General features: G+C 74.0%; 18 protein-coding genes and 1 pseudogene. 6 read left to right on the forward strand and 13 right to left on the reverse strand.

All coding sequences use genetic code 11. The annotated features are described in order from the left end of the window. Positions 1 to 805: 805 nt before the first annotated feature. The 6 genes from AB0D49_RS40210 to AB0D49_RS40235 form a co-directional block, all read right to left on the reverse strand. Positions 806 to 1,468 (reverse strand): hypothetical protein, encoded by a 663-nt coding sequence (locus AB0D49_RS40210; RefSeq protein ID WP_362768754.1) that lies wholly within the window; start codon positions 1,466 to 1,468, stop codon positions 806 to 808. Between the two features lie 236 nt (positions 1,469 to 1,704). Continuing rightward, positions 1,705 to 2,502 (reverse strand): type III pantothenate kinase, encoded by a 798-nt coding sequence (locus AB0D49_RS40215; protein WP_362768707.1) that lies wholly within the window; start codon positions 2,500 to 2,502, stop codon positions 1,705 to 1,707. A gap of 14 nt (positions 2,503 to 2,516) precedes the next feature. After that, positions 2,517 to 3,488, reverse strand: a complete 972-nt coding sequence (nadC, locus tag AB0D49_RS40220; RefSeq protein WP_362768710.1) for a carboxylating nicotinate-nucleotide diphosphorylase — start codon at positions 3,486 to 3,488, stop codon at positions 2,517 to 2,519. Positions 3,489 to 3,493: 5 nt separating this feature from the next. Then, positions 3,494 to 5,200 (reverse strand): L-aspartate oxidase, encoded by a 1,707-nt coding sequence (locus AB0D49_RS40225; protein ID WP_362768757.1) that lies wholly within the window; start codon positions 5,198 to 5,200, stop codon positions 3,494 to 3,496. A 242-nt stretch (positions 5,201 to 5,442) separates the two neighbouring features. Next, a complete protein-coding gene (panC, locus tag AB0D49_RS40230; RefSeq protein ID WP_362768713.1) occupies positions 5,443 to 6,435 on the reverse strand; it encodes a pantoate--beta-alanine ligase in 993 nt (330 codons plus the stop codon). Further along, the gene (locus AB0D49_RS40235) at positions 6,432 to 7,484 is read right to left on the reverse strand and encodes a DUF2520 domain-containing protein (protein WP_362768716.1); all 1,053 of its coding nucleotides are present in this window, start codon (positions 7,482 to 7,484) and stop codon (positions 6,432 to 6,434) included. The genes panC and AB0D49_RS40235 overlap by 4 nt, the downstream gene beginning before the upstream one ends. 293 nt (positions 7,485 to 7,777) lie before the next feature. Between AB0D49_RS40235 and AB0D49_RS40240 the strand changes: the two genes are divergently transcribed. Beyond that, positions 7,778 to 8,992, forward strand: coding sequence for an aminotransferase class I/II-fold pyridoxal phosphate-dependent enzyme (locus AB0D49_RS40240; RefSeq protein WP_362768760.1), 1,215 nt, complete (start codon positions 7,778 to 7,780; stop codon positions 8,990 to 8,992). 94 nt (positions 8,993 to 9,086) lie between these two features. Here the strand turns inward: AB0D49_RS40240 and AB0D49_RS40245 are convergent, their stop codons facing one another. After that, on the reverse strand, positions 9,087 to 9,317 hold the full coding sequence (locus tag AB0D49_RS40245) for a hypothetical protein (RefSeq protein WP_362768719.1): 231 nt from the start codon (positions 9,315 to 9,317) through the stop codon (positions 9,087 to 9,089). 362 nt (positions 9,318 to 9,679) lie between these two features. On the opposite strand from AB0D49_RS40245, the gene AB0D49_RS40250 reads away from it, so the two are divergent. Then, the gene (locus AB0D49_RS40250; RefSeq protein WP_362768722.1) at positions 9,680 to 10,780 is read left to right on the forward strand and encodes a DUF5937 family protein; all 1,101 of its coding nucleotides are present in this window, start codon (positions 9,680 to 9,682) and stop codon (positions 10,778 to 10,780) included. Positions 10,781 to 10,977: 197 nt separating this feature from the next. Here the strand turns inward: AB0D49_RS40250 and AB0D49_RS40255 are convergent, their stop codons facing one another. From AB0D49_RS40255 to AB0D49_RS40265, 3 genes are all read right to left on the reverse strand, one after another. Continuing rightward, the gene (locus AB0D49_RS40255; RefSeq protein ID WP_362768725.1) at positions 10,978 to 11,610 is read right to left on the reverse strand and encodes an AAA family ATPase; all 633 of its coding nucleotides are present in this window, start codon (positions 11,608 to 11,610) and stop codon (positions 10,978 to 10,980) included. Between the two features lie 31 nt (positions 11,611 to 11,641). Beyond that, entirely contained in the window at positions 11,642 to 12,313 is a 672-nt protein-coding gene (locus tag AB0D49_RS40260; protein WP_362768728.1) for a response regulator transcription factor, read from the reverse strand. Between the two features lie 110 nt (positions 12,314 to 12,423). Then, complete coding sequence (locus tag AB0D49_RS40265; protein ID WP_362768731.1) at positions 12,424 to 13,626, reverse strand: sensor histidine kinase; 1,203 nt, start codon at positions 13,624 to 13,626, stop codon at positions 12,424 to 12,426. A 226-nt stretch (positions 13,627 to 13,852) separates the two neighbouring features. Between AB0D49_RS40265 and AB0D49_RS40270 the strand changes: the two genes are divergently transcribed. Then, a complete protein-coding gene (locus AB0D49_RS40270) occupies positions 13,853 to 14,959 on the forward strand; it encodes an SAM-dependent methyltransferase (protein WP_362768734.1) in 1,107 nt (368 codons plus the stop codon). Positions 14,960 to 15,027: 68 nt separating this feature from the next. Here the strand turns inward: AB0D49_RS40270 and AB0D49_RS40275 are convergent, their stop codons facing one another. Next, positions 15,028 to 16,179, reverse strand: coding sequence for an NADH-quinone oxidoreductase subunit D (locus AB0D49_RS40275; RefSeq protein WP_362768736.1), 1,152 nt, complete (start codon positions 16,177 to 16,179; stop codon positions 15,028 to 15,030). Positions 16,180 to 16,210: 31 nt separating this feature from the next. Here AB0D49_RS40275 and AB0D49_RS40280 point away from each other — a divergent pair, with 31 nt between their 5' ends. Continuing rightward, positions 16,211 to 16,714, forward strand: coding sequence for a PH domain-containing protein (locus AB0D49_RS40280; RefSeq protein ID WP_362768739.1), 504 nt, complete (start codon positions 16,211 to 16,213; stop codon positions 16,712 to 16,714). A gap of 317 nt (positions 16,715 to 17,031) precedes the next feature. Beyond that, a complete protein-coding gene (locus AB0D49_RS40285; protein ID WP_362768742.1) occupies positions 17,032 to 18,366 on the forward strand; it encodes a PH domain-containing protein in 1,335 nt (444 codons plus the stop codon). 99 nt (positions 18,367 to 18,465) lie between these two features. Here AB0D49_RS40285 and AB0D49_RS40290 read toward each other — a convergent pair whose 3' ends face one another. Then, positions 18,466 to 20,397: a hypothetical protein gene (locus AB0D49_RS40290; RefSeq protein WP_362768745.1), complete on the reverse strand. Its 1,932-nt coding sequence runs from the start codon at positions 20,395 to 20,397 to the stop codon at positions 18,466 to 18,468. A 906-nt stretch (positions 20,398 to 21,303) separates the two neighbouring features. Here AB0D49_RS40290 and AB0D49_RS40295 point away from each other — a divergent pair. Then, the gene (locus AB0D49_RS40295) at positions 21,304 to 23,109 is read left to right on the forward strand and encodes a phosphatidylglycerol lysyltransferase domain-containing protein (protein ID WP_362768748.1); all 1,806 of its coding nucleotides are present in this window, start codon (positions 21,304 to 21,306) and stop codon (positions 23,107 to 23,109) included. A 143-nt stretch (positions 23,110 to 23,252) separates the two neighbouring features. Here the strand turns inward: AB0D49_RS40295 and AB0D49_RS40300 are convergent. Then, a pseudogene (locus tag AB0D49_RS40300) lies at positions 23,253 to 23,345 on the reverse strand (SigE family RNA polymerase sigma factor); the annotation flags it as partial. Positions 23,346 to 23,347: the final 2 nt, after the last annotated feature.

A 23,347-nucleotide genomic window follows, 5' to 3' on the forward strand; every position in this document is an offset into this window, starting at 1 on the left:
TGCCGGGTGAGGGGCCTTGGGGCGGGGTGCGTGTAGAGGGCGGGCGCCAGGTGCTCGGTGCCGGGTGAGGGGCCTTGGGCGAGGGGCGAGGTCTGTCGTGCGGTGACGCCATCCGGTGGCGTTGATGGCGAGCTCATGTGGCGCCTTCACAGGGGGCGGCTCTGTGGGGGCCTTACGACGACGCCGTCACGATGCTGCCGCTGGGCAGGCACAGCGACGGGTCGTGGGTCCAGCGGATGCCGTCGCTGGTGGATCGCGGCAGTGCCTTCCCCGTGGGGTCGTCCGGGAGGGCTGCGACATGTGTGTGGCCTTCTACTGGGGAGAGGCTGGCCGGCGGTCCCGCCGGGAGGGGTTCTGTGGTGCCCCGCGCGGCGGCTCGTCCCAGGCTCGCCCGGCTGAGTCCCTGCGGCGGCCCCGTCTGACGCGGCAGCAGGGGAGCTGCCTGCAAGGGCTCTGGTGCTGTCGTTCGGCGAGGCCGAGCGAGGGCTTCGCCTGGTGGTGATGGGACGCGCCCTATAGGCGGTGGGGCCACGCTGCGGCTCCGCGCGGTGCCTTCGCCGGTGGCCCCGACCACTGCGGGATCGGCCCCGCCGCCTGGGGTCGCTGCCGCTCCGGCCCAGGGGGCGCGTGACGGGCCGGTATGGCGGCGCTTCGGCCGGAGGGCCCCAGCAGCAACCCCGCGCGATGCCCCGGAGAGGCACACGGTGGGCTCGGTCGCGGAGCCCGTCCGCAGGGGGCGTCCCCAGGGGGCGCCGCAGGGCCCGCCCCGTGGGGGCGCCCGAGGGGCAGCCCTGCGGGGCGGCGCTCAGCCCGCCGCGAGTTGCTGGGGTGGGCCCGCGGGCGGCTGTGGGGGCTTGCGGCGCGGGAAGACCTCGCCCGGGGTGGGGATGGGGCGCCGCGCGGGCTGCGGGGCGGGCTGCTCGGGGCGCTTGCCGGGCTGCCGGGCGGGTTTGTCGGCGGGCTTCTTCTCCGCGGGCTTGCGGCCGGGCTCGGCCAGCTGTCCGCCGTCGGCCGACAGACCGCCGGGAAGGGCCGTCAGACGGGTCCGGGAGACCGGGACGGCCGGGAGGTCCGGGCGGCCGGTGCGCAGCGCCGTACGCCGCGCCAGGCGGGTGCGTACGTCCCGCTCCGCGAGGGTCTGGCAGCGGCCGAGGAGGGCCGCGGCGGCCGGATTGCCGCGCAGGGCGCGCAGGGCGGCGAGGTCGTCGGCGACAGGGCGGTACCCGGCGGCCAGGACCTCCTCCAGGAGCGTCAGATAGCCGCTGGCGGTGCCGGGGAGCGCGGACCGGTAGCGGGCCAGGTCGGCCACGAGGAAGGCCCTCAGCCGCGCGGCCTCGCGCGTCGCCTCGTCGAGCGACTCGGCGAGCCGGAGACAGTCCTGAACGTCCTCGTCCGAGGAGCGGCCGGGTTCCAGGGCGAGGGCGAGAGCGCGCCGGATCACGCGCAGCTCCTCCCCGCCGAACGCCATGCCGCCACGTGATCCGTAAGGCGTGGGCATATCCCAAAGATACGCACTAATCAGACAAACTCGACACAGGGGCGCGGGTGTGGCGTGGCCGAGATACCCGGGTGGCGGGCGGCGGCGGGCCTGTGGCTGTCCCCGGGGGCGCGCAGGAGATCCGTCCAGGCCCGCCCCGCGCGGGACGCCGTACGGCTGCCGCCGGAAACACGTCCGCGCGTGTCCCCGGCGACGCCGGCCGTGCGCTACATGCGGGAGACGTTCCGTTCGTAGACCAGGCGCAGGCCGACCAGGGTCAGCCAGGGCTCGTGCTCGTCGATGACCGAGGACTCGCCGAGGACCATGGGGGCGAGTCCGCCGGTGGCGATGACGGTGACGTCCTCGGGGTCGTCGGCCAGCTCGCGGGCCATGCGGTTGACCACGCCGTCGACCTGCCCGGCGAAGCCGAAGATGATGCCCGCCTGCATGGCCTCGACGGTGTTCTTGCCGATCACGCTGCGCGGCCGGGCCACCTCGATCTTGCGGAGCTGGGCGCCGCGCACGCCGAGCGCCTCGACGGAGATCTCGATGCCGGGCGCGATGACCCCGCCGACGTACTCCCCGCGCGCGCTGACCGCGTCGAACGTCGTCGCCGTGCCGAAGTCCACGACGATCGCGGGACCGCCGTACAGCTCGACCGCGGCGACCGCGTTGATGATGCGGTCCGCGCCGACCTCCTTGGGGTTGTCGGTGAGGATCGGCACGCCGGTCTTGACGCCCGGTTCGACCAGGACGGCCGGGACGTCGCCGTAGTAGCGGCGGGTCACCTCGCGCAGTTCGTGCAGCACGGAGGGGACGGTGGCGCAGATGGCGATGCCGTCGATGCCGTCGCCCAGTTCGTCGCCGAGCAGCGGGTGCATGCCCATGAGGCCCTGGAGGAGCACCGCCAGCTCGTCCGCGGTGCGGCGGGCGTCCGTGGAGATGCGCCAGTGTTCGACGATGTCCTCGCCGTCGAACAGGCCGAGCACCGTGTGCGTGTTGCCTACGTCGATCGTCAGCAGCATGGCCGTCCCGCTCCCTACTCCGCCGCGCGCAGGTCGAGGCCGATGTCGAGGATGGGCGCGGAGTGCGTGAGCGCCCCCACGGCCAGGTAGTCGACACCGGTGTCCGCGTACGCCCTGGCGTTGTCCAGGGTGAGCCTGCCGGACGCCTCCAGGGTGGCGCGGCCGTCCACGAGGGCCACGGCCTCCTCGCACTCGCCGGGGGTGAAGTTGTCGAGCAGGATCAGGTCGGCGCCCGCGTCCACGACCTCGCGGAGCTGGTGCAGGGTGTCGACCTCGACCTCGATCGGCACGTCCGGGAACGCCTCCCGCACGGCCTTGAACGCCTGCGACACGCCGCCGGCGGCCACTACATGATTGTCCTTGACCAGGGCCGCGTCGGAGAGCGACATACGGTGGTTGACGCCGCCGCCGCAGCGCACCGCGAACTTCTCCAGGGCGCGCAGCCCGGGGGTCGTCTTGCGCGTGTCGCGGACCTTGGCGCGCGTTCCGTCCAGGACGTCCGCCCACGCGCGCGTGGCGGTGGCGATGCCGGACAGCCGGCACAGCAGGTTGAGCGCGCTGCGCTCCGCGGTCAGCAGGTCGCGGGTGCGGGTGGTCACCGACAGCAGCGGCTGCCCGGCCGCCACGCGGTCGCCGTCCTCGACATGCCGCTCGACCTCGAACTCGTCCGTGCAGACCACCGAGATCACCGCCTCGGCGACCCGGAGCCCCGCGACGACACCCGCCTCGCGCGCGACGAAGTCGGCGGTCGCGACGGCCTCCTCGGGGATGGTCGCGACCGTGGTGACGTCCACGCCGCCCGCCAGGTCCTCCTGGACGGCCACATTGGCGACGTCCTCGACCTCCAGCGGATCGAGTCCGGCGTCGGCCAGCAGTGCGGCGAGCGCGGGGTCCAGACCGCACTCGGGGTACTCCTCGTCGGCGCCGCATGCGCAGCCGTCGCCGCAGCCGCCTTCTTGGGCGAGGGGAAGGTCGGGGGTGCTCACTGGGCTCACTGCTCCTGGGAAGGCCGTTGCTGGCGGGTCGGGGGGAAGTCTGCGGTATCGGTGGTACGCACCGCGAGCGTGCGGTCAGGATTCAGCCGTACGACGATGTGGCGGCGCCACGCCGGGTCGTCGCGCTCGGCGTGGTCCTCGCGCCAGTGGCAGCCGCGGGTCTCCTCGCGCCGCCTCGCGGCGGCGACCAGGACCCGGGCCACGCACAGCAGGTTGGTCGCCTCCCAGGTGTCGACGCCGGGCTCCGCTGTCTTGCCGTTCTCGTCCAGGGCGTCCCGCGCGTCCCGGTGCAGCCGGTGGAGCGCCCCCGAGGCCCGCTCCAGGGAGGCGGCGGAGCGCAGTACGCCCGCTCCGTCGGTCATGATCCGCTGGATGGCGAACCGGTCCTCGGGGGCCAGCAGCGGGTGCTCGGGGACCTCGGGGTGCGGCACGGGAAGCGGCACCCGCGCGTGGAGCCGGTCCCGGGCGCGGCACGCGGCGATGTCAGCGGCGATGCGCTCGGCGTAGACCAGGCCCTCGAGGAGGGAGTTGGAGGCGAGCCGGTTCGCGCCGTGCACGCCCGTGCAGGCGACCTCGCCGCACGCGTAGAGCCCGCGTACGGTCGTCCGGCCGCGGGCGTCGGTGCGGACGCCCCCGGAGGCGTAGTGGGCCGCGGGGGCGATCGGGATGGGCTGGTGGACGGGGTCGATGCCGTGCGCGCGGCAGGCGGCCAGGATGGTCGGGAAGCGGTGCTCCCACATGGCGGCGCCGAAGTGCCGGGCGTCGAGGAACATGTGCTCGGCGTCCTGCTCCTGCATCCGCCGCATGATGCCCTTGGCGACGATGTCCCGGGGCGCCAGCTCGGCCAGCTCGTGCTGGCCCACCATGAAGCGCACCCCGTCGCCGTCCACCAGGTGGGCGCCCTCACCCCGGACGGCCTCCGAGACCAGCGGCTGCTGGCCCTCCGCGTCGGCGCCGAGGAACAGCACGGTCGGGTGGAACTGGACGAATTCGAGATCGCTGACCTCGGCGCCCGCGCGCAGGGCGAGGGCCACGCCGTCGCCGGTGGACACAGACGGGTTGGTGGTGGCCGAGAAGACCTGCCCCATGCCGCCGGTCGCGAGGACCACGGCGGGCGCGTGGACGGCCCCCACGCCGTCGTGCTGGCCCTCTCCCATGACGTGCAGGGTGACACCCGCGGTACGGCCCTCCGCGTCCGTCAGCAGGTCCAGGACGAGCGCGTTCTCGATGGTGCGCACGCCCCGCGCGCGGGCCGCCTCGACCAGGGCGCGGGAGATCTCCGCGCCGGTGGCGTCACCGCCCGCGTGCGCAATCCGGCGGCGGTGGTGGCCGCCCTCGCGGGTGAGTTCCAGGCCGCCCTCGGCGGACTCGTCGAAGTGGGCGCCGGTCGCGATGAGCCGCCGTACGGCGTCCGGGCCCTCGGTGACCAGGATGCGGACGGCGTCCTCGTCGCACAGGCCCGCGCCCGCGACCAGGGTGTCGGCGAGATGCTGCTCGGGCGTGTCGCCGTCGCCCAGGGCCGCGGCGATGCCGCCCTGCGCCCAGCGCGTGGAGCCGTCGTCGAGCCGTGCCTTGGTGACGACCACGGTGGTGAGGCCCTCGGCCTCGCAGCGCAGGGCTGCGGTGAGCCCGGCCACGCCGGAACCGACGACCACGACGTCCGCGGTGATGGACCAGCCGGGGGCGGGGGCGTGCAGGCGTATGCCGGTGACGGGGGCCTGGTCGGGGGACGGGGGGTGTGGGGGGGTGGTCGGGGCGGGCGGGCGTGTTGCCGGGTTTGCGGTGGGGGGGCGTGTGTGCGGGGTCTGGGCGGGCGGGTGTGTGCCCGGGTTCTGGGCGGGCGGCCGTATGCCGGTGCCCGCGTCGGGGCCGGGGGTCGCGTCGGGGCCGGGGGTCGCGTCGGGGCCGGGGTTCGTGCTGGGGCCGGGGTTCGTGCTGGGGCTGGTCACGAGGCGGCTCCGAAGGTCAGGGGCAGGTTGTCGATCAGCCGGGTCGCGCCCACCCGCGCGGCGACGGCGAGCACGGCCTCGCCGGTGAAGCCGTCCGCGATCTCGGTGAAGTCCGCCGGGTCGACCAGCGCCAGATAGTCCAGCTCCAGGGGCGGGGTCAGCCGGGCGGCCTCGTCCAGCACCAGCCGGGCCGCCGCGCGGACCGCCGCGGGCGAACCGGGGGCCGCCTTGGCGACGGCGTGCGCGTCGGCCGCCGCACGGGACTCGCCGAGCGCGCTGAGCGCCTCCGCGCGGGCCCGGGTGGCGGGCACCTCGCGGGCCCGCGCGCGCAGCGCCTCCTGCGCCGCGTGCCGGTCGGCCCCGGCGAACAGGGCGCCGGACAGCGCCAGCGCCGTACGGCGCTCCTTCGGGGACAGGAAGCGGTTGCGGGAGGACAGGGCGAGTCCGTCGTCCTCGCGGACGGTCGGCACCGCGCGGACGTCCACGCCGAAGTTCAGATCCCGCACCATGCGGCGGATCAGGGCGAGCTGCTGGGCGTCCTTCTGCCCGAACAGCGCCACGTCCGGGCGGGTGAGGTGGAGGAGCTTGGCGACGACGGTGAGCATCCCGTCGAAGTGCCCGGGGCGCGCGGCTCCCTCCAGTCGCTCGCCCATGGGGCCCGCGGTGATGCGCACCTGCGGCGCGCCGCCCGGGTAGACCTCGTCCACGGAGGGCGCGAGGACCACGTCGGCGCCCGCCTGTCCGGCGACCTTGAGGTCGGCCTCCAGGGTGCGGGGATAGCGGTCCAGGTCCTCGCTCTCACCGAACTGGAGCGGGTTGACGAAGACCGTCACCACGACCTCGCCGTCCGGACCGGCGGCCTCCCGCGCGGAGCGGATCAGCGTGGCGTGGCCCTCATGGAGGGCGCCCATGGTCATCACGACGGCGCGGCGCCCGGCACGGGGGCGGGCGTGCAGTTCGGCTGCGGTCCGCAGCAGCGGGGCGGTCATCGGGGGTCTCCTTCGGCGCCGGGGTCTTCGGGGCCGGGGTGGTCTTTGGGACCGGGGTCTTCGGGGTCGAGGCCTTCAGGGTCGCGGTCTCTCGGGCCGGGGTCTTTCGGACCGGGGCCCGCGCCGCCGGGGCCCGCGACACCAGGGGTCCCCTCCGCGAGCACGCCGAGCAGGTCCTCGGCGAGTTCCGGCTTCAGCAGCCCCTGCGCCAGCGCCCGGTCCGCGGTGGCCCGCGCCATCGCCAGGTACCCGGCGACCATCGCCGGGGAGTGCCGGCGCAACTCACCGATGTGCGCGGCGACCGTCCCCGCGTCCCCGCGCGCGACCGGGCCGGTCAGCGCCGCGTCACCGGAGCGCAGGGCGTTGTCCAGGGCGGCGCCCAGCAGCGGGCCGAGCATCCGGTCGGGCGCGCCGACCCCGGCCTCGCGCAGCAGCTCCATGGACTGCGCGACCAGCGTGACGAGGTGATTGGCGCCGAGGGCCAGCGCCGCGTGGTAAAGCGGGCGGTTGCCCTCGGTGATCCACTCCGGTTCGCCGCCCATCTCGATCACCAGGGCCTCGGCGGCCATCCGCAGCTCCTCGGGCGCGGTGACACCGAACGAGCAGCCCGCGAGGCGCTGGACGTCCACACGGGTGCCGGTGAACGTCATCGCCGGGTGCAGGGCGATCGGCAGCGCTCCGGCGCGCAGGGCGGGGTCCAGGACCCGCGCCCCGTAGCGGCCGGAGGTGTGCACGAGCAGCTGCCCGGGGCGTACGGCGCCGGTCTCGGCGAGGCCGGACACCAGGGCGGGCAGGGCGTCGTCGGGCACCGTGAGCAGCACCAGGTCGGCGCGTCGCAGCACTTCGGCGGGCGGCACGAGCGGCACGTCCGGAAGCAGTTCGGCGGCCCGTCGCCGGGAGGCGTCGGAGACTCCGGAGACGGCGACCGGGCGGTGTCCGGCGAGTTGCAGGGACACGGCGAGCGCGGGACCCACCCGCCCGGCGCCGACCACGCCGACGGTGAGCCGCGCGGGGCGGTCCCTGGGGTCTGGCTGGTGAACTGTACTCACGCGAATGCGGCCTTCCCGTTCCAGTCCGCTCCGGGTACCGGACGATTTCTCGTCATGTTAACGCGATCGGTTCCGGAGGCGTCCGGTTGTCCACAGGCTGTGGGTACCCGGCCCCAGGAGCGGCCCAAAACCGGGTGCCCCCGCGCGGGGCGCGGGAGATGATCCCGGGCATGAGCGATGGGGCAGAGACCGCGAGGGGACACCGGGACGGGGCCGAGCGGGGCCACGGGGGCGGTGACGGGGATCGCCGGAACGCGGCGGACAGTCAGGGCGCGCGGGAGTCGGCCGCGTCCATGGCCGCGGCCCCCGACCCGGAACCGGAGGCCGCGCCGGAGTCACCGGAGGAGCAGCGCGTACGCCGCTACGAACGGCGCCGACACGCCCACCGTGCCGCCCGGCGCGCACTCGGGCGCTCCACCGCGCTCAGCTCGCTGCGCGACCGGCTCGCGGTCCTGCACGGTGCCGACGACCTCTACGACCTCGACGAGCCCGTCGACATGTACGGCAACGGCGTCGTGGCCGCCCTGGAGGAGAAGGTCGCCGAGCTGCTCGGCACGGAGGCCGCCGTGTTCTTCCCGACCGGCACCATGGCCCAGCAGATCGCCCTGCGCTGCTGGGCCGCCCGCACCGGCGACCGGACGGTCGCCCTGCACGCCCTGGCCCATCCCGAGGTGCATGAGCGCAACGCCTTCAGCGAGGTCAGCGGACTGCGCCCGGTACGGCTGACCCGCGAGCCCCGGCTGCCGACCGCCGCCGAGGTGCGGGACTTCGAGGAGCCCTTCGGGGCGCTGATGCTGGAGCTGCCGCTGCGGGACGCCGGTTTCGTGCTGCCCTCGTTCGAGGAGCTGACGGAGGTCGTCGCGGCGGCGCGGGAGCGCGAGGCGGTGGTGCACTTCGACGGCGCCCGCCTGTGGGAGACGACCGAGCACTTCGGCCGCCCCCTCCCGGAGATCGCGGGCCTCGCCGACAGCGTGTACGTGTCGTTCTACAAGTCCCTCAACGGCCTCGGCGGCGCCGCGCTCGCCGGTCCCGCCCCGTTCGTGGACCAGGCCAGGAGCTGGCGGCACCGGTACGGCGGTCTGGTCTTCCAGCAGTTCCCGACCGTGCTGGCGGCACTGGCCGGGCTGGAGCGCGAGCTGCCCCGGCTGCCGGAGTACGTCCGGCACGCGCGTGTGGTCGCCGCCGCGCTGCGCGAGGGCCTCGCCTCGGCCGGGCTCCCCTGGTTCCGGGTCCACCCCGAGGTGCCGCACACCCACGAGTTCCAGCTCTGGCTGCCGTATGAGGCGGACATCGTCGCCGAGGCAGCCGTCCGCCATGCCGAGGAGACCCGGACCCTGCTGTTCTCCCGGTCCTGGGACACGCCCGGACCCGGCCTGGCGTACACCGAGATCGAGGTCCGCGCGGAGGGGCTGGAGTGGACACCGGCGGATGTGCGTACGGCGGTGGCCGGGTTCGTGGCGGTCCTCCGGGAGGAGGCCGAGCGCGCCGGGGCCGGCGACGGCCGGTGAGTACGGGCACCGGGGATGGCCATGCCTAGGACAGCGCCCTGCCCCGAACGGCTGCCCTATGTGTCGGGTCCGGGCCCTCTCACGGGCCCCGCTGTCAGCAGGTGGAGCGGGCGTGGCCGTGGCGGCGCGTGGCCGTCATGACGGCGGCCAGGGCCCGGCGCACCCGGGCGGGCGCCGGACGCCCGGCGAGGACCGCGCGGAACCGCCGGTACGTGCGGATCTCGCGGACCACGCGCACGTCGTGCGTGCCGGGCGCGGGAGGCATCGGCTCGCCCTGCCGGGCGGCGCGGTAGGTGTCGATCAGGTACTGCTGGGTGGTGCTCATGAGGGTTCGTTCGCCTTTCCAGGAGTAGCCGGTCCACGAGTAGCCGGGGTCCAAGGGCTCGTCCGCGAGGGCCGTGGCGCCGGGGGCTCGCGCACGAGTACCCGGGTCCAAGGGCCCGCCCACGAGTGCCGAGGGCTGGCCGCTCTGTGGCGCCCGATGACCTGACCGTGAGCGCCGTCCTGCCAGCCACGGTGCGGGCCGCCGAGGGCTTGTCCGCGAGTGCCGCGACGTCTTCCAGGCTGCGGGCGCCGACGCCGTACGTCGCTTCGATTGACGAGCGTCGTCAATCGGGTGACGCAGCTCATTCCTCGGGAAAGCCGCTGGTCGGCGGCATTGTCAGTGGTCGGGTGCACCATGGGGGAATGAGTGTGCGCATCGACATGGCAGGGCTGCGGCCGGAGGGGGTCGCCGTCGTGCCCTCCCCCTTGGCCGAGCTGTGCATGGCGCTGCATGTGCTGGCGGAGCCGGGCCACCACCCGGGCCTGCGCGGCTGGGCCACGGGGGTCACGGCGGGGCTGGACCCGCATGTGGCCGACCGCATGTGCGAGGCGGACTTCCTGTGGCGGTCGACGTACTCGGACGTGTTCACCCCGTTCGCCGGGCTCCCGGGCGATGTGCTGCCGGGCGGGACGCTCGCCGAGGACCTCGACCTCCTGGACAAGCTGACGGACGAACAGTTCGTGGACGCGGCCCTGGAGTTCACCTGCACGCTCCGGTACGACTTCCAGGCGCCGAACTTCCTGGCAAGCCGCGAGGGACATGCGCGCGCCCTCGGGGTGGCCGCCTCGCGCGGGCAGCGCCAGCTGCGCTTCACCCAGCGGCTGCTGGACGACCCGCCCAGCGTCCGGGGCTGGCTGCGGCGCTTCCTGGAGGACTGCGAGGAGGCGTTCTTCGCCGGGATCTGGGACAAGCTGCGCCCGCAGCTCACGGCCGACGCCCGGCACAAGACGGAGCTGCTGCGCCGCAAGGGCCTCGCCGAGGCACTGGCGGCGGTGTCCCCGGCGGTGCGGTTCGACGAGCCGACCGGGCAGGTCGTCGTGGACAAGCTGATCGAGGGCCGGATCGCCTCCAGCGGCCGGCTGCTGCTCGTCCCGACGAGCCTGGGCCGCCCGCATCTGAATGTGCTGCACCGCCATGGCTGGCAGCCCCTGCTGCACTACCCGGTCAGCGTCCCGGAGCCGGTCCGCCCCGCCTCGGTGGAGGAGCTGGCCCTGCGGATGACGGCCCTGTCCCACCCCGTGCGGATGCGCATCTGCCGCCATCTGGCCCGCAGCGCGTACACGACGACGGAGCTGGCCCAGGCGCATGGCATGACCGCGCCGGAGATATCCCGGCATCTGAGTGTGCTGAAGAAGGCCGGGCTGGTCACGACCCGCCGCCGCGGCCGGTATGTCCAGCACCAGCTGGATGTGGCGGTGGTGGCCCGACTGGGGAGCGATTTCCTGGAGGGGGTGCTCAGATAGCTCGGACTAGGTGGAACTAGCTTGGGACTAGCTCCGACAGCTCGGATGGTCCGGTAGGTCCGGTTGTTCGGACAGCTGGCTCAGCCGGGACAGCTCGGACGAGACAGCTCAAACGGCCCAGGTCCCGCCCACCGGCTCTGGAACGCCCCCGCAGCCCCACAGCCGCACCACTGCCCCCCCCCAAAAAAAACCCACCCTCAATCCAGCCGAATATGCCGCACCCCCACCCCCACCTGCCGCATCCTCGTCCGCAGAGCCCCCTCCGTGTTGGGCCGCAGCTTCAGCCCCGCCAGGACGGCGATACGGTCCGCGGTCTTGGGGACCGTCGAGTCGTCCGTCCACAGGTGCTCGGCGAACTCGGGCTCCCGCAGCCGTTCCAGACAGTGGTCGACCTGCCGTAGGGCCCAGCTCTCCTGACCCGGTACGGACTTCCGGCCCGTGACGAACCGGACCGCACGCCCGAGCCCCCGCTCCCGCAGCCGTTTCACCACGGTCTCGCGCCGGGCGAGCAGGGTGAAGTGCCGGACGTCATGGCCGAGGTCGCGCAGCCGTCCCACCGTCTCGGCGAAGTAGCCGGAGTCGGTGACCGTCATGGGCGCGATCACCACACCCTCGTGCTTGGCGAGGGTGAGATCCAGGACCTCGACCACACCCTGACGCCAGGCGGCGAGGTCCTGGAAGTCGCCGCGCAGCCCGGTCGGGAGCATCCGGTTCAGGCCGAAGCCGGGGAGTTCGGGGTCGCAGATCACACTGCCGGGCAGGCGGCGCGCGATCTCGTGTGCGGTCTGTGTCTTGCCGCCCCCGAAGGGGCCGTTGATCCACAGGAGCATGCGCAGACCCTACCGGCGCCCCGGGCGGAGGTCAGCCCTGTCCGCCCGCCCGCACGAGCCCCGTCTCGTACGCCAGCACCACCACCTGCACCCGGTCGCGCAGCCCCAGCTTGGTGAGGATGCGGCCGACGTGCGTCTTCACGGTCGCCTCGGACAGCACCAGCCGCGCGGCGATCTCCCCGTTGGACAGCCCCTGCGCGACCAGCACCATCACCTCGCGCTCGCGGTCGGTGAGCCGCCCCAGCTCCTTGTGCTCGGGCTGCTTGCCGGTGCTGGGCAGCATCGGCGCGAACCGGTCCAGCAGGCGCCGGGTGGTCGACGGGGCCACCACGGCGTCCCCGCTGTGCACGGAGCGGATCGCGGTCAGCAGCTCGCCCGGCGGCACGTCCTTGAGCATGAAACCGGAGGCGCCCGCCTTGAGGCCGGAGAAGGCGTACTCGTCGAGGTCGAAGGTGGTCAGGATGAGCACCTTGGGGGGATCGGGCTCCAGGCAGATCCGGCGGGTCGTCTCCACGCCGTCCAGCTTCGGCATCCGGACATCCATCAGGACGACGTCCACAGCGGTCGCGCCGAGCACCTGGAGCGCCTCCACGCCGTCGCCCGCCTCCGCGACGACCTCCATGTCCGGCTGCGCGGCGAGCACCATCCGGAATCCGGTGCGCAGCAGCACCTGGTCGTCGACGAGCATCACACGGATCGTCATCGGGCTCTTCCGTTTCCTTCGGCCGGGTGGGGCGGCACTGGTGTGGGTGGGCGGGCGTTCTTACCGGTGTCAGGCGTTCTTACAGGTGTCAGCGGACGACGTACGGCGGCTCAATGTGCCGCTTTCAGCGGGAGCAGGGCGCTGATGCGGAATCCTCCGCCGGGACGGGGACCGGCGTCCAGGGTGCCGCCGACCATGCCGATGCGCTCGCGCATACCGATCAGGCCGTGTCCCTGTCCGTCGAGGCCGCCCTCCTCGTACAGCTCGTGCGGGGCGCCCTGTCCGTCGTCCTCGACGAGCAGACCGAGCCCGTCGTCGAAGTAGACCAGCCGGACGCTCGCGCCCGCGTTGGGCCCGCCGTGCTTGCGCGTGTTGGTGAGCGCCTCCTGGACGATCCGGTAGGCGGTGAGCTCGACGCCGCTGGGCAGCGGGCGGGGCGTCCCCTCGATCTTGAAGTCCACGGGGAGGCCCGCCGTACGGCACTGCTCCACCAGGTCCTCGATCTGCTGGACGTCCGGCTGGGGCACGTACTCGCCGCTCTCCTGGTGCTCCCCGGTGCGCAGCACACCGAGCAGGCGGCGCATCTCGGCGAGTGCCTGGCGGCCGGTCGAGGAGATGGTCTCCAGCGCCTTGCGGGCCTGGTCGGGCGCGGCGTCCAGGACATACGCGGCGCCGTCGGCCTGGACCACCATGACGGACACGTTGTGCGCCACCACGTCGTGCAGCTCACGCGCGATGCGGGCACGCTCGGCGGCGACGGCGACCTTGGCCTGCGCCTCGCGCTCCTTCTCCAGCCGCGCGGCACGCTCCTCCAGCTGGGCGAAGTAGGCGCGGCGCGTACGCACCGAGTCGCCGAGCACCCAGGCCAGCGCGAACGGCACCGTCACCAGCACGGCCACCGCCACGTTGCCGACCGGGCTGATGTCCGACGTCGGCCAGCGGATCTGCGCGAGCGGCGCCGCGATCAGACCGCCGACCAGGGCGAACCGGGACGCCCAGCGGGCGCCGCTGGTCGCGACCGTGTAGACGATCACCAGCAGGGCGAAGTCGGCGAAGAACGTGGCCACGTCCAGCACGAGCTGGGCCACACCGATGACCGCGCCCAGGACCAGCATCTGCTCCGGCAGGCGGCGGCGCAGCAGGACCACGACGCCGAGGAGCAGGGCGACGGGAATGATCAGCCAGGGGGCGTCCGTCCCTTCGGTGGCCTGTCCGGACACCGCGCCCACCACGCTCATCCCGATCAGGACGAAGGCCCAGAAGCCGTCGACCCATGTCGGGTGTCTGCGGATGAAGTCGTAGAGACGCTGCACGTAACCCAGCGTAGGGAAGCGTGATGTGTGCCTGGGTCAACCGGAGGGTCGATCCGCACCGCCTCCGCATACTCCCCAAGGTGGAGGCCACACTGTTCGGTGCGCTTAGCCTGGCGACGTGATGGACGACACGACGGATCGGGACGCGGCGGCTTCCGTTTCCCCCGCGCCTGCCTCCGCGGCTCCCGCCGCGGCTCCCCCTGTGCCTTCCTCCGCGGCTTCCCCGATGGCTCCCCCTGTGCCTCCCTCCGCACCTCCTGCCGGGCCGCCCGCCCGGCCCAAAGATCCCGATCCTGATCCCGATCCGCATCCCGATCCGCATCCCGATCCCGATCCGCGCGGCTGGCGGGAAGCCACCCAGGAGGCGCTGTACGGCCCGCACGGCTTCTACCGCCGCCCAGAGGGCCCCGCCGGACACTTCCGTACGTCCGTGCACGCCTCGGCGCTGTTCGCGGGCGCGGTGGCCCGGCTGCTGTGCCGCCTGGACACGGCACTGGACCGTCCCCGGGTGCTGGACTTCGTCGACATGGGCGCGGGCCGGGGCGAACTGGTCACCGGAGTGCTGGCCGCGCTGCCCCCCGACGTGGCCGCCCGCACGCGCGCGTACGGCGTCGATCTCGCCGCCCGCCCCGAGGGGCTCGACCCCCGGATCGAGTGGGCCGCCGAGCCGCCGCGCGGGGTGACGGGGCTGCTGTTCGCCAACGAGTGGCTGGACAACGTGCCGGTGGACGTCGCCGAGGTCGACGGAGCGGGCGTGGCCCGGCTGGTCCTCGTGGCACGGGACGGGACCGAGCGGCTCGGGGAGCCCGTGGGCGGGGCGGACGCGCGGTGGCTGGCGCGGTGGTGGCCGCTGACGGCCGACGAGGGGCTGCGCGCCGAGATCGGGCTGCCCCGGGACACGGCCTGGGCGGACGCCGTGGCGAGCGTCACGCGCGGGGCGGCCGTGGCCGTGGACTACGCACATGTGGCGGCGAGCCGCCCGCCCTACGGCACGCTCACCGGCTTTCGCGCGGGTCGCGGGACGGCGCCCGTACCGGACGGGTCGTGCGATGTGACGGCACATGTGGCGCTGGACGCGTGCGCGGAACACGCGCGGGCCGTCACCGGGCACCAGGGGAGGGTCCTGCGCCAGCGCGACGCCCTGCGGGCGCTCGGCGTCACGGGCGCGCGTCCCCCGCTCGCCCTCGCGGCCACCGAACCGGGCGCGTATGTCCGGGCTCTCGCGGGCGCCACTCAGGCCGCCGAGCTGACCGCGGAGGACGGGCTCGGGGACTTCGGCTGGCTGGTGACCATGGCGGGCGGCATCGCGGACCCACTGGCGGACGCGGGGTGACGCCGCCGGTCCTGCCGGTCGCCGCCGGCGCCGCTCGGCGCCGTCCGCGCTCCTTGTCGATGTCCGCGCTACTTGTCGATGTCCCCGACCACGAAGAACATCGACCCCAGGATGGCCACCATGTCCGCCACCAGCGTGCCCGGCAGCAGTTCGGTGAGGGCCTGGATGTTGTTGTACGAGGCGGAGCGCAGCTTGAGCCGGTACGGGGTCTTCTCGCCCTTGCTGACGAGGTAGTAGCCGTTGATGCCGAGCGGGTTCTCGGTCCAGGCGTAGGTGTGCCCCTCGGGCGCCTTGAGGACCTTCGGCAGCCGCTGGTTGACCGGGCCGGGCGGAAGGTCCGCGAGCCGGTCCAGACAGGCGTCGGCGAGGTCGAGCGCGTTGTGCGTCTGGTCGAGCAGACACTCGAAGCGGGCCAGGCAGTCGCCCTCCGCGCGGGTCACGACCTTCAGCACGTCCTGGAGGTCTCCGTACGCGAGGTACGGCTCGTCGCGGCGCAGGTCGAAGTCGACGCCCGAGGCGCGCGCGATGGGCCCGCTCACGCCGTAGGACTGCGCGGTCTGTGGGGCGAGCGTGCCGACCGCGCGGGTGCGGCCCCGGAAGATCTCGTTGCCGAGGACCAGGTCGTCGAAGCGGTCCATGCGGGAGCGCACCCCGGTGACGGCGGCCCGCGCGCGGGCGGTCCATCCGGCGGGCAGATCCTCCTTGAGCCCGCCCACGCGGTTGAACATGTAGTGCATACGGCCCCCGGAGACCTCCTCCATGACGTTCTGGAGGACCTCGCGCTCACGGAAGGCGTAGAAGACCGGTGTGATGCCGCCCAGCTCCAGCGGATAGGAGCCGAGGAACATCAGATGGTTGAGGACCCGGTTCAGCTCGGCGAGCAGGGTGCGGGTCCACACCGCGCGGACGGGCACCTCCATGCCGAGCATGCGCTCGACGGCGAGGACCACACCGAGTTCGTTGGAGAACGCCGACAGCCAGTCGTGGCGGTTGGCCAGCATGATGATCTGGCGGTAGTCGCGCGCCTCGAAGAGCTTCTCGGCGCCGCGGTGCATGTAGCCGATCACCGGCTCGGCGCGCTGGATGCGCTCGCCGTCCAGGACCAGCTTCAGCCGCAGCACACCGTGGGTGGAGGGGTGCTGGGGTCCGATGTTGAGCACCATGTCGGTGCTCTCCGCGGCGCCGCCGACCCCGACCATGGTCTCCGTCGTGGGAGTCATGGCCCCAGTCTGGCCTACGTAGGCTGGCGGCATGGACATGGGGAGCCCGCCGAGCGCGGGAACGGCGCAGGCGGAGCCTGTGTGGACGGGGCTGCCGCCCGGCCTGCTGCGGATGCGGCGGCTGCTGCTGGCGGTCTGGATGATCCTGCTCGCGCTGGCCGCCGGGCTGCTGCCGGGGCTGCTGGCGGGCCCCGCGTGGGCGGCCTTCGCGCTGCTGCCGCTGGCGCTGCTGGTGTGGGGCTGGGTGATGCTGGAGCGCAACTGGCGCTCCTGGCGGTACGCGGAGCGGGCGGACGACCTGCTGATCAGCCGGGGCGTGCTGTGGCGGGAGACCACGGTGGTGCCCTACGGGCGGATGCAGCTCGTGGAGGTCACCTCCGGACCCGTGGAGCGGCATTTCGGGCTCGCGAGCGTCCAGCTGCACACGGCCGCCGCCGCGTCCGACGCGCGGATCCCCGGCCTGGACCCGGCCGAGGCGGAGCGGTTGCGTGACCGGCTCACCGAGCTGGGCGAGGCCCGATCGGCGGGGCTGTGACGACGCCGGGCACCGCCGGAGACGCCGCGGGACCCACGACGCACGACGCGAAAGCCCCCACGGCGGAAGACGTGACAGCTCCCATGGCAGGAGACGCGGCAGCTCCCACGGCAGGAGACGCGGCAAGACCCGCGCATGAGGACCCGGCAGCAGCCGCGCACGACGACCCGACAGGACGCACGCACGAAGACCCCGCAGCACGCCCGCACGAAGACCCGGCAGGACGCCCGCACGACGACCCGACACTCCCCGCGCGAGAAGACCGAGAAGACACGGCAGCCGCCACGACGAGGGCCGCCCAGGCCGCTGCGGGGGCCGTGGAGGCGCCGGACGCGCTCGGGGCCGCCGGGCGGACCGGGAGCCCCGCGGAGCGCCGCCTGCACCCCGTCACGCCCTTCCGGCGCGCGTGGGCGCCGATCGCCGTCATCATCGGCTGGGCGCTGCACGACCCGGACCAGGCGCAGCGCCATCTGACCCGGCTGACGACGACCACCCTGGTGATCGCGTTGGCGGTGGTGATCCCCGCCGCCGCCCTGTACGGCTTTCTCACCTGGTGGTTCACCCACTTCGCGGTGACGGACACCGAACTGCGCATCCGTACCGGCCTGTTGTTCCGGCGCACCGCGCACATCAGGCTGGAGCGCATCCAGGCGATCGACCTCACACAGCCGCTCCTCGCGCGCGTGGCGGGCGTCTCCAAACTGCGGCTCGATGTCATAGGCACCGACAAGAAGGACGAACTCGCCTTCCTGGGCGAGGGCGAGGCCCGCGCGCTGCGCGCCGAACTCCTGGCCCGCGCGGCGGGCTTCGCGCCGGAGACCGCGCACGAGGTGGGCGAGGCACCGGCGCGCGAACTGCTGCGCGTGCCCGCGCGGGACCTGGCGATCGCGCTGGCGCTGACCGGCGCGACCTGGGGCACGCTGGTCGCCGCGGCCGTCGTCCCGCCCGTGCTGTGGTTCTTCACCCACAGCCTGTGGACAGTGATCGCGACCGGCCTGCCGCTGATCGGCGCGGCGGGCGCGAGCGGCGTGGGCCGCTTCGTGAGCGAGTACGACTGGACGCTCGCCGAGTCCCCGGACGGGCTGCGCATCGACCACGGCCTTCTGGACCGGGCCCATGAGACGGTCCCGCCGGGACGGGTGCAGACGGTCCGGATCGTCGAGCCGTGGCTGTGGCGGCGCCGCGGCTGGGTCAGGGTGGAGCTGGCGGTCGCCGGCTCGGACAACTCGCTGCTGCTGCCGGTCGCCCCGCGCGAGATCGCCGAGTCCGTCGTCGCGCGGGTGCTGCCCGGTGTGACGGTGCCGCCGTACTCCGCGCTCAGCAGGCCGCCGCGCCGGGCCCGCTGGTGCATGCCGGTGTGGTGGCGCGGCCACGGTCTGGCGATCACCGACTCGGTGTTCGCCACCCGTCAGGGTCTGGTGAGCCGCCGCCTCGCCCTCGTCCCGCACGCGAAGGTGCAGAGCGTACGGCTCACCCAAGGGCCCTGGAAGCGCGTGTGGGGCGTGGCGGACGTCCATGTGGACACGGGCGCCAACCAGGTCGAGACGACCCGCCTGAGAGACGCCGGGGAAGCCGCACAACTGCTGCGGGCCCAGGCGGAACGCTCCCGCACCGGCCGCCGCGACGCACGCCCCGACCGCTGGATGGCCTGAGCCCACCAGGACGGGGTGGTGGGCACGCCCCATACGCCCCGCGCAGACCGAGAGCCCGGCGTGTCGGCACGCCGGGCTCCCTGGGGCGGGGTTCGCGGGTCAGGACACCGCGCTGCGCAGCCCCTGTACGTCGATCTGCTCGGTCTCGTCATGGGCCGTCAGGTCGATGACCGGGCCGTCGTCGCCACCGTCCACCCGCTCACGGGGCCGCTCGACATCGCCCTCGGCCGCGCCCTCGGACCGCGCCTTCTGCGCGTCCAGCGCCTCCTGCCCGACGACATCGGCCAGATCCTCGTCCTGTACGGCGCTCTCCAGCCCGTCCGGCTGCTGGGTGCCGAAGAAGTCGAAGCCGCCCTCCACGGCCGGACGCCGCGCGGGCGTCGGCGGTACGACGGCCACGGCGGTCGGGACGGTGAAGTGCCCGGTCGGCCGGTGCTTCGGCGCGGGCGCCACAGGCCGGGTCTCCGCCACGGCGGGGCCGCTCTGTGCGTGGGTCGTGGGCGCGGCGACCGCGTGCTCGCGCGCGTCGGCCGCCCCGGGCTTCCCCTGCGCCTCGTCCTCCCGCGCCGCACCGGCGTCCGCGTCGGCGGCCACGGCGGGCGACGGCCGCCCGGCCCGTACCGGCTTCGGACGCCCGCCCTGCGGCGGTACGGCGGCCCGCGCGGGCTCCGGGGTGCCTACGGCGGGCGGTTCCGCGTCGGCGGGGGCCGTCACCGCGCTCTCCGTACCGCCCTGGTCCGCCGCGCCGGACTGCGGAACCTCGTCGGCCGCGTCCTGGGGCTCGCCGGGGCCCTTGCCGTTCGGGTCCGGGTCGGGGTCGGTCGAGTCGGGATCGATCGAGTCAGGGCTGGTCGAGTCGGGGTCAGTCGAGTCGAGGTCGGACCCCGCGTCGCGGCCCGAGGCTTCGGCGGGCTCCACGGTGCCGGTCGCCTCCGGGGCGACGGACCGCGCGGGCGCCTCGCCCGCGTCAGACACCTCGCCCGTGTCCGACGGCTCGCCCATGTCAGACGCCTCCCCCGTGACGGACGCCTGCGCCTCGGGCGCGTCCTGACCCGGAGCATCCGCACCCGGCCCGCTCACCTCCGACGCGCCCCGCACGGCGCCCACGGCCCCGCCCTCGTCCACCGCGACCGCGTCCGGCGCGATCTCGCCGCCTCCCGCGCCCTCGCCGCTCTCCACGTCCCGCGCGCCCCGCGCGTCCCAGTCCTTCGCCGACGCGTCCGCCGCCTCCTCCAGGGCGTCCCCGCCCAGTTCCCGGCCCAGTTCCCGGCCCTGTTCCCCGCCCAGTTCCCGCCCCTGCTCGCGCTCCTGCTCACGCCGCCCCAGCCGCACCAGTGCGGCACGCGCACGAAGGAACAGCCGCGAGCCCTCGGGCGAGAAGAGCGTCGGCGTGTCGGACACCGCGGCCGTGGACTCGCCGTCGCCAGCCGCGCCCTCGGCGCCGGACACCGCGCCCTCGCCGCCACTCACCACGCCCTCGGCGCCGGACACCGCCTCCATGTCCGCGTCCATGTCCGCATCCGCGTCCATGTCCGCCGGAACCGAATCCCCCGCGGGCAGGGCGTTCGCCGGTTCCCCGGCCTCTATCTCCAGCAGGCGGCGGCCCTCCAGGGCGGTCGCCCGCTCGGTCTCCGCCGTCGCGTACCGCCGCAACAGCGCCGCGTGTTCATTGCGCAGACCCGCGAGTTCGGCGCGCTTGGCACGCAGCCGCTGCTCCAGCTTGCCGCGCAGTTCGCGCGATTCGTCGAGGTCGGCCTCCAGTTCGGCGACGCGCTCCTCATGACGCCATTCCTCGCTCACGCGCACCCGCGCGAGGTCGGCCACCTGCTTGCCCGCCTGGGTGTCCCAGCGGCGCATCACGATCGCGCCGACGACCGCGGTCAGCGCGGCGGCTCCGGCCAGCGCGCGCAACACCGCGGTCTCGGAGAACACCCAGGGGCCGATCGCGCAGACCACGGCGACGCCGGCGATCGCGGACGGAGGCAGCAGCCGGTGCAGGGGCGGTGAATGGCGGTGACGTCCACGTGGCATGGCCAGAAACTTACCGCGCGTAGGGGAATCATGCTGCGCCGGGCCGTAAAAAGACGGCCACCCCGAAGCGTTCACCGGGTTTCGATTCGGTATCGGTCTGCGGAACGGTCCCGGAGTTCCACATGATCAACTTCCAGGGGTCCCGAAATTGCCGTCCGGGGGAATACGAATCCCCTTGATCCGACCGCCATTTGGTCGCCTCCGCGGCTCCCGACAACTCCCGCCGAAGACCCTGGGGACACCCCGAAGAGCGCCCTCCAGGACGACTCCCCGAGGTGACTCGAAGACCGCTCGGGAGACCGCTCGGCGGGCCGGTCCGAGGGCCCGTCCAGGGCGAGTCCAGGGGCGGGACCGGAGCGCCCCCAAGGGCGGAAGGGCCGATCACCCCCTCATCACGACACGCCGTGCACGCACAGCGGACGCGCCCCCGTGCGTGGCCCGGCGCACGGCCCGCACATGTCCCGGACCCAGGCTCCTCGCTCCCCGCCAATTGGCCCTCCCGATGCCCCGGTTTCCCGCATCATGAAGCCCGTCCAGGGCCGCCCGGTAGCGAAGGCGACGGCGAACTGCGCGCGAAGTCCGGGCGACACAGCGCGAAGTCGGCGGGAAGTCGGCGCGAAGTCGCCGTCAAGGCGTCCCGGGGCTTCTCCGCATTCCCCATTCCCGCGCCCGAGCCGATCCCCCCGAGCGGATCATCCCGAGCCGCCCGGCGGATGGATCACCTCTCCCCTCAGGGCTTGCCCGGACTTTCCCCTGCCTTTGAAGCACCTTTGGACGGCGGAGTGAACCTCCCTCCCCGAGTCACCGTCCTAGAGGGCGCAATGTGGCCGGATGCCCGAATCGGAGCCGGTCACGGGATCTCTCTCGGAACTGCGGGATGCGATGGCGGACACGGAAGGTGGGGACATGTCGGGCAGGGTTCCGACGCGCGCGGGAAGGGTGTGGCGTGGGCTGCGCGGTCCGCGCCCCGAGTCGGTTCCCGTCCTCGTCGCCAGGGCCTGCGCGCTGGTGGGGCTGCTGGACATCGCCGCGGGCGTCTTCCCGCGCTTCCGGCACAGCCGTATGCACGCCCTCGCCGAGGTGCTGCCCGGCGCGCTGGGCCCGTTCGCGGCGGCGCTCTCGCTCAGCGCTGGCGTCCTGCTGCTGCTCCTGGCACACGGTCTGCGGCGGCGCAAACGGCGGGCCTGGCGGGCGGCGGTGGTGCTGCTCCCGGCGGGCGCCCTGGCCCAGTTCGCCTACCACCACTCCCTCATCGGCGTCCTCATCTCGCTGGGCCTGCTCTGGGCCCTGCTGCGTCACCGGGGGCAGTTCGCCGCCCTGCCCGACCCGCGCAGCCGCTGGCGCGCGCTGGCCAACTTCGTACTCATGGGGGCCGGTTCACTCGCCCTCGGCCTGGTGATCGTCAGCGTCCACCACGGACGCATGGTGGGCGACCCCAGCTGGGCCACCCGGCTGACCCATGTGCTGTACGGGCTGTTCGGCGTCGACGGCCCCGTCGACTACAAGGGCAGTACGTCGTGGACGGTGGCCGCCTCCCTGGGCGCCCTGGGCCTGCTCACCGCCGTCACCACCATCTACCTCGCCTTCCGCCCCGAGCACCCGGCCGCCCGGCTCACCAAGGACGACGAGCGACGGCTGCGGGCCCTCCTGGAGCGGCACGGCGGCCGGGACTCGCTCGGCCACTTCGCGCTCCGCCGCGACAAGGCGGTGGTGTTCTCGCCCAGCGGCAAGGCGGCCGTCACCTACCGCGTGGTCTCCGGCGTGATGCTCGCCAGCGGCGATCCGATCGGGGACGTCGAGGCGTGGCCCGGTGCCATAGAGCGCTTCATGGACGTGGCCCGTGCCCACTCCTGGACCCCGGCCGTCATGGGCTGCTCCGAGACCGGCGGCGAGGTGTGGACCCGCGAGACCGGGCTTGACGCCCTCGAACTGGGCGACGAGGCGGTGGTGGACGTCCCGGATTTCTCGCTCGCCGGCCGCGCGATGCGCAACGTGCGCCAGATGGTCACCCGCGTCGAGCGCGCCGGTTACGAGACCCGGGTACGACGCGTGCGTGACCTCGGCGAGGCCGAGCTGGAGCGGGTCCGCCGCGCGGCGGACGACTGGCGGGGCACCGCCACCGAGCGCGGCTTCTCCATGGCTCTGGGCCGCGTCGGCGACCCCGCCGACGGGGACTGCCTGATCGCCACCGCCCACAAGGCCGAGGCCGAACTGGGCCCCTATGGGGACCTCAAAGCCGTACTGCACTTCGTCCCCTGGGGCACCGACGGCGTGTCGCTGGATCTGATGCGCCGCGACCGCACGGCCGACCCGGGCATGAACGAGCTGCTGATCGTGGCGGCGCTGCGCGCCGCGCCGAGGTTCGGCATCACGCGCGTGTCGCTGAACTTCGCCATGTTCCGCTCGGCCCTGGCCCGCGGCGAGAAGATCGGCGCCGGTCCGGTGCTGCGGGTCTGGCGCGGGCTGCTGGTGTTCCTGTCCCGCTGGTTCCAGATCGAGTCGCTGTACCGGTTCAACGCCAAGTTCCGGCCCCGCTGGGAGCCCCGTTTCGTGGTCTACCGCGCCTCCGCCGACCTGCCCCGCATCGGCGTCGCCGCGATGCGGGCGGAAGGCTTCCCGGACCTCGCCCCGCCCCGCGTCCTGCGCCACCGCGCGGCACCGTCCCGCCCCTGCGCCCACGGCGGGTCGGAACGGGACATACGGGCGGCGTAGCGCACCGCGACCACCCGATCACCAGTCGGGCACATATGGCACCCACGACACCGAACAGCACCCATAGGCAGCCCATCCCACCGACCCCGTCCCCCAACCGGTCCGGGCGCGACCCCACCCCTCCGCTCCGGGGCTCGCGCCCGGACCCGGGTCCTGGCGGCGATGTCCTCGGTGGACTCACGCTGGCCGGGGATGGGTGTGGGCTGCGCTGCGGGCATGGGCGCGATCACCGGCATGC

This window comes from Streptomyces sp. NPDC048290, from assembly GCF_040652095.1.
GTDB lineage: Bacteria > Actinomycetota > Actinomycetes > Streptomycetales > Streptomycetaceae > Streptomyces.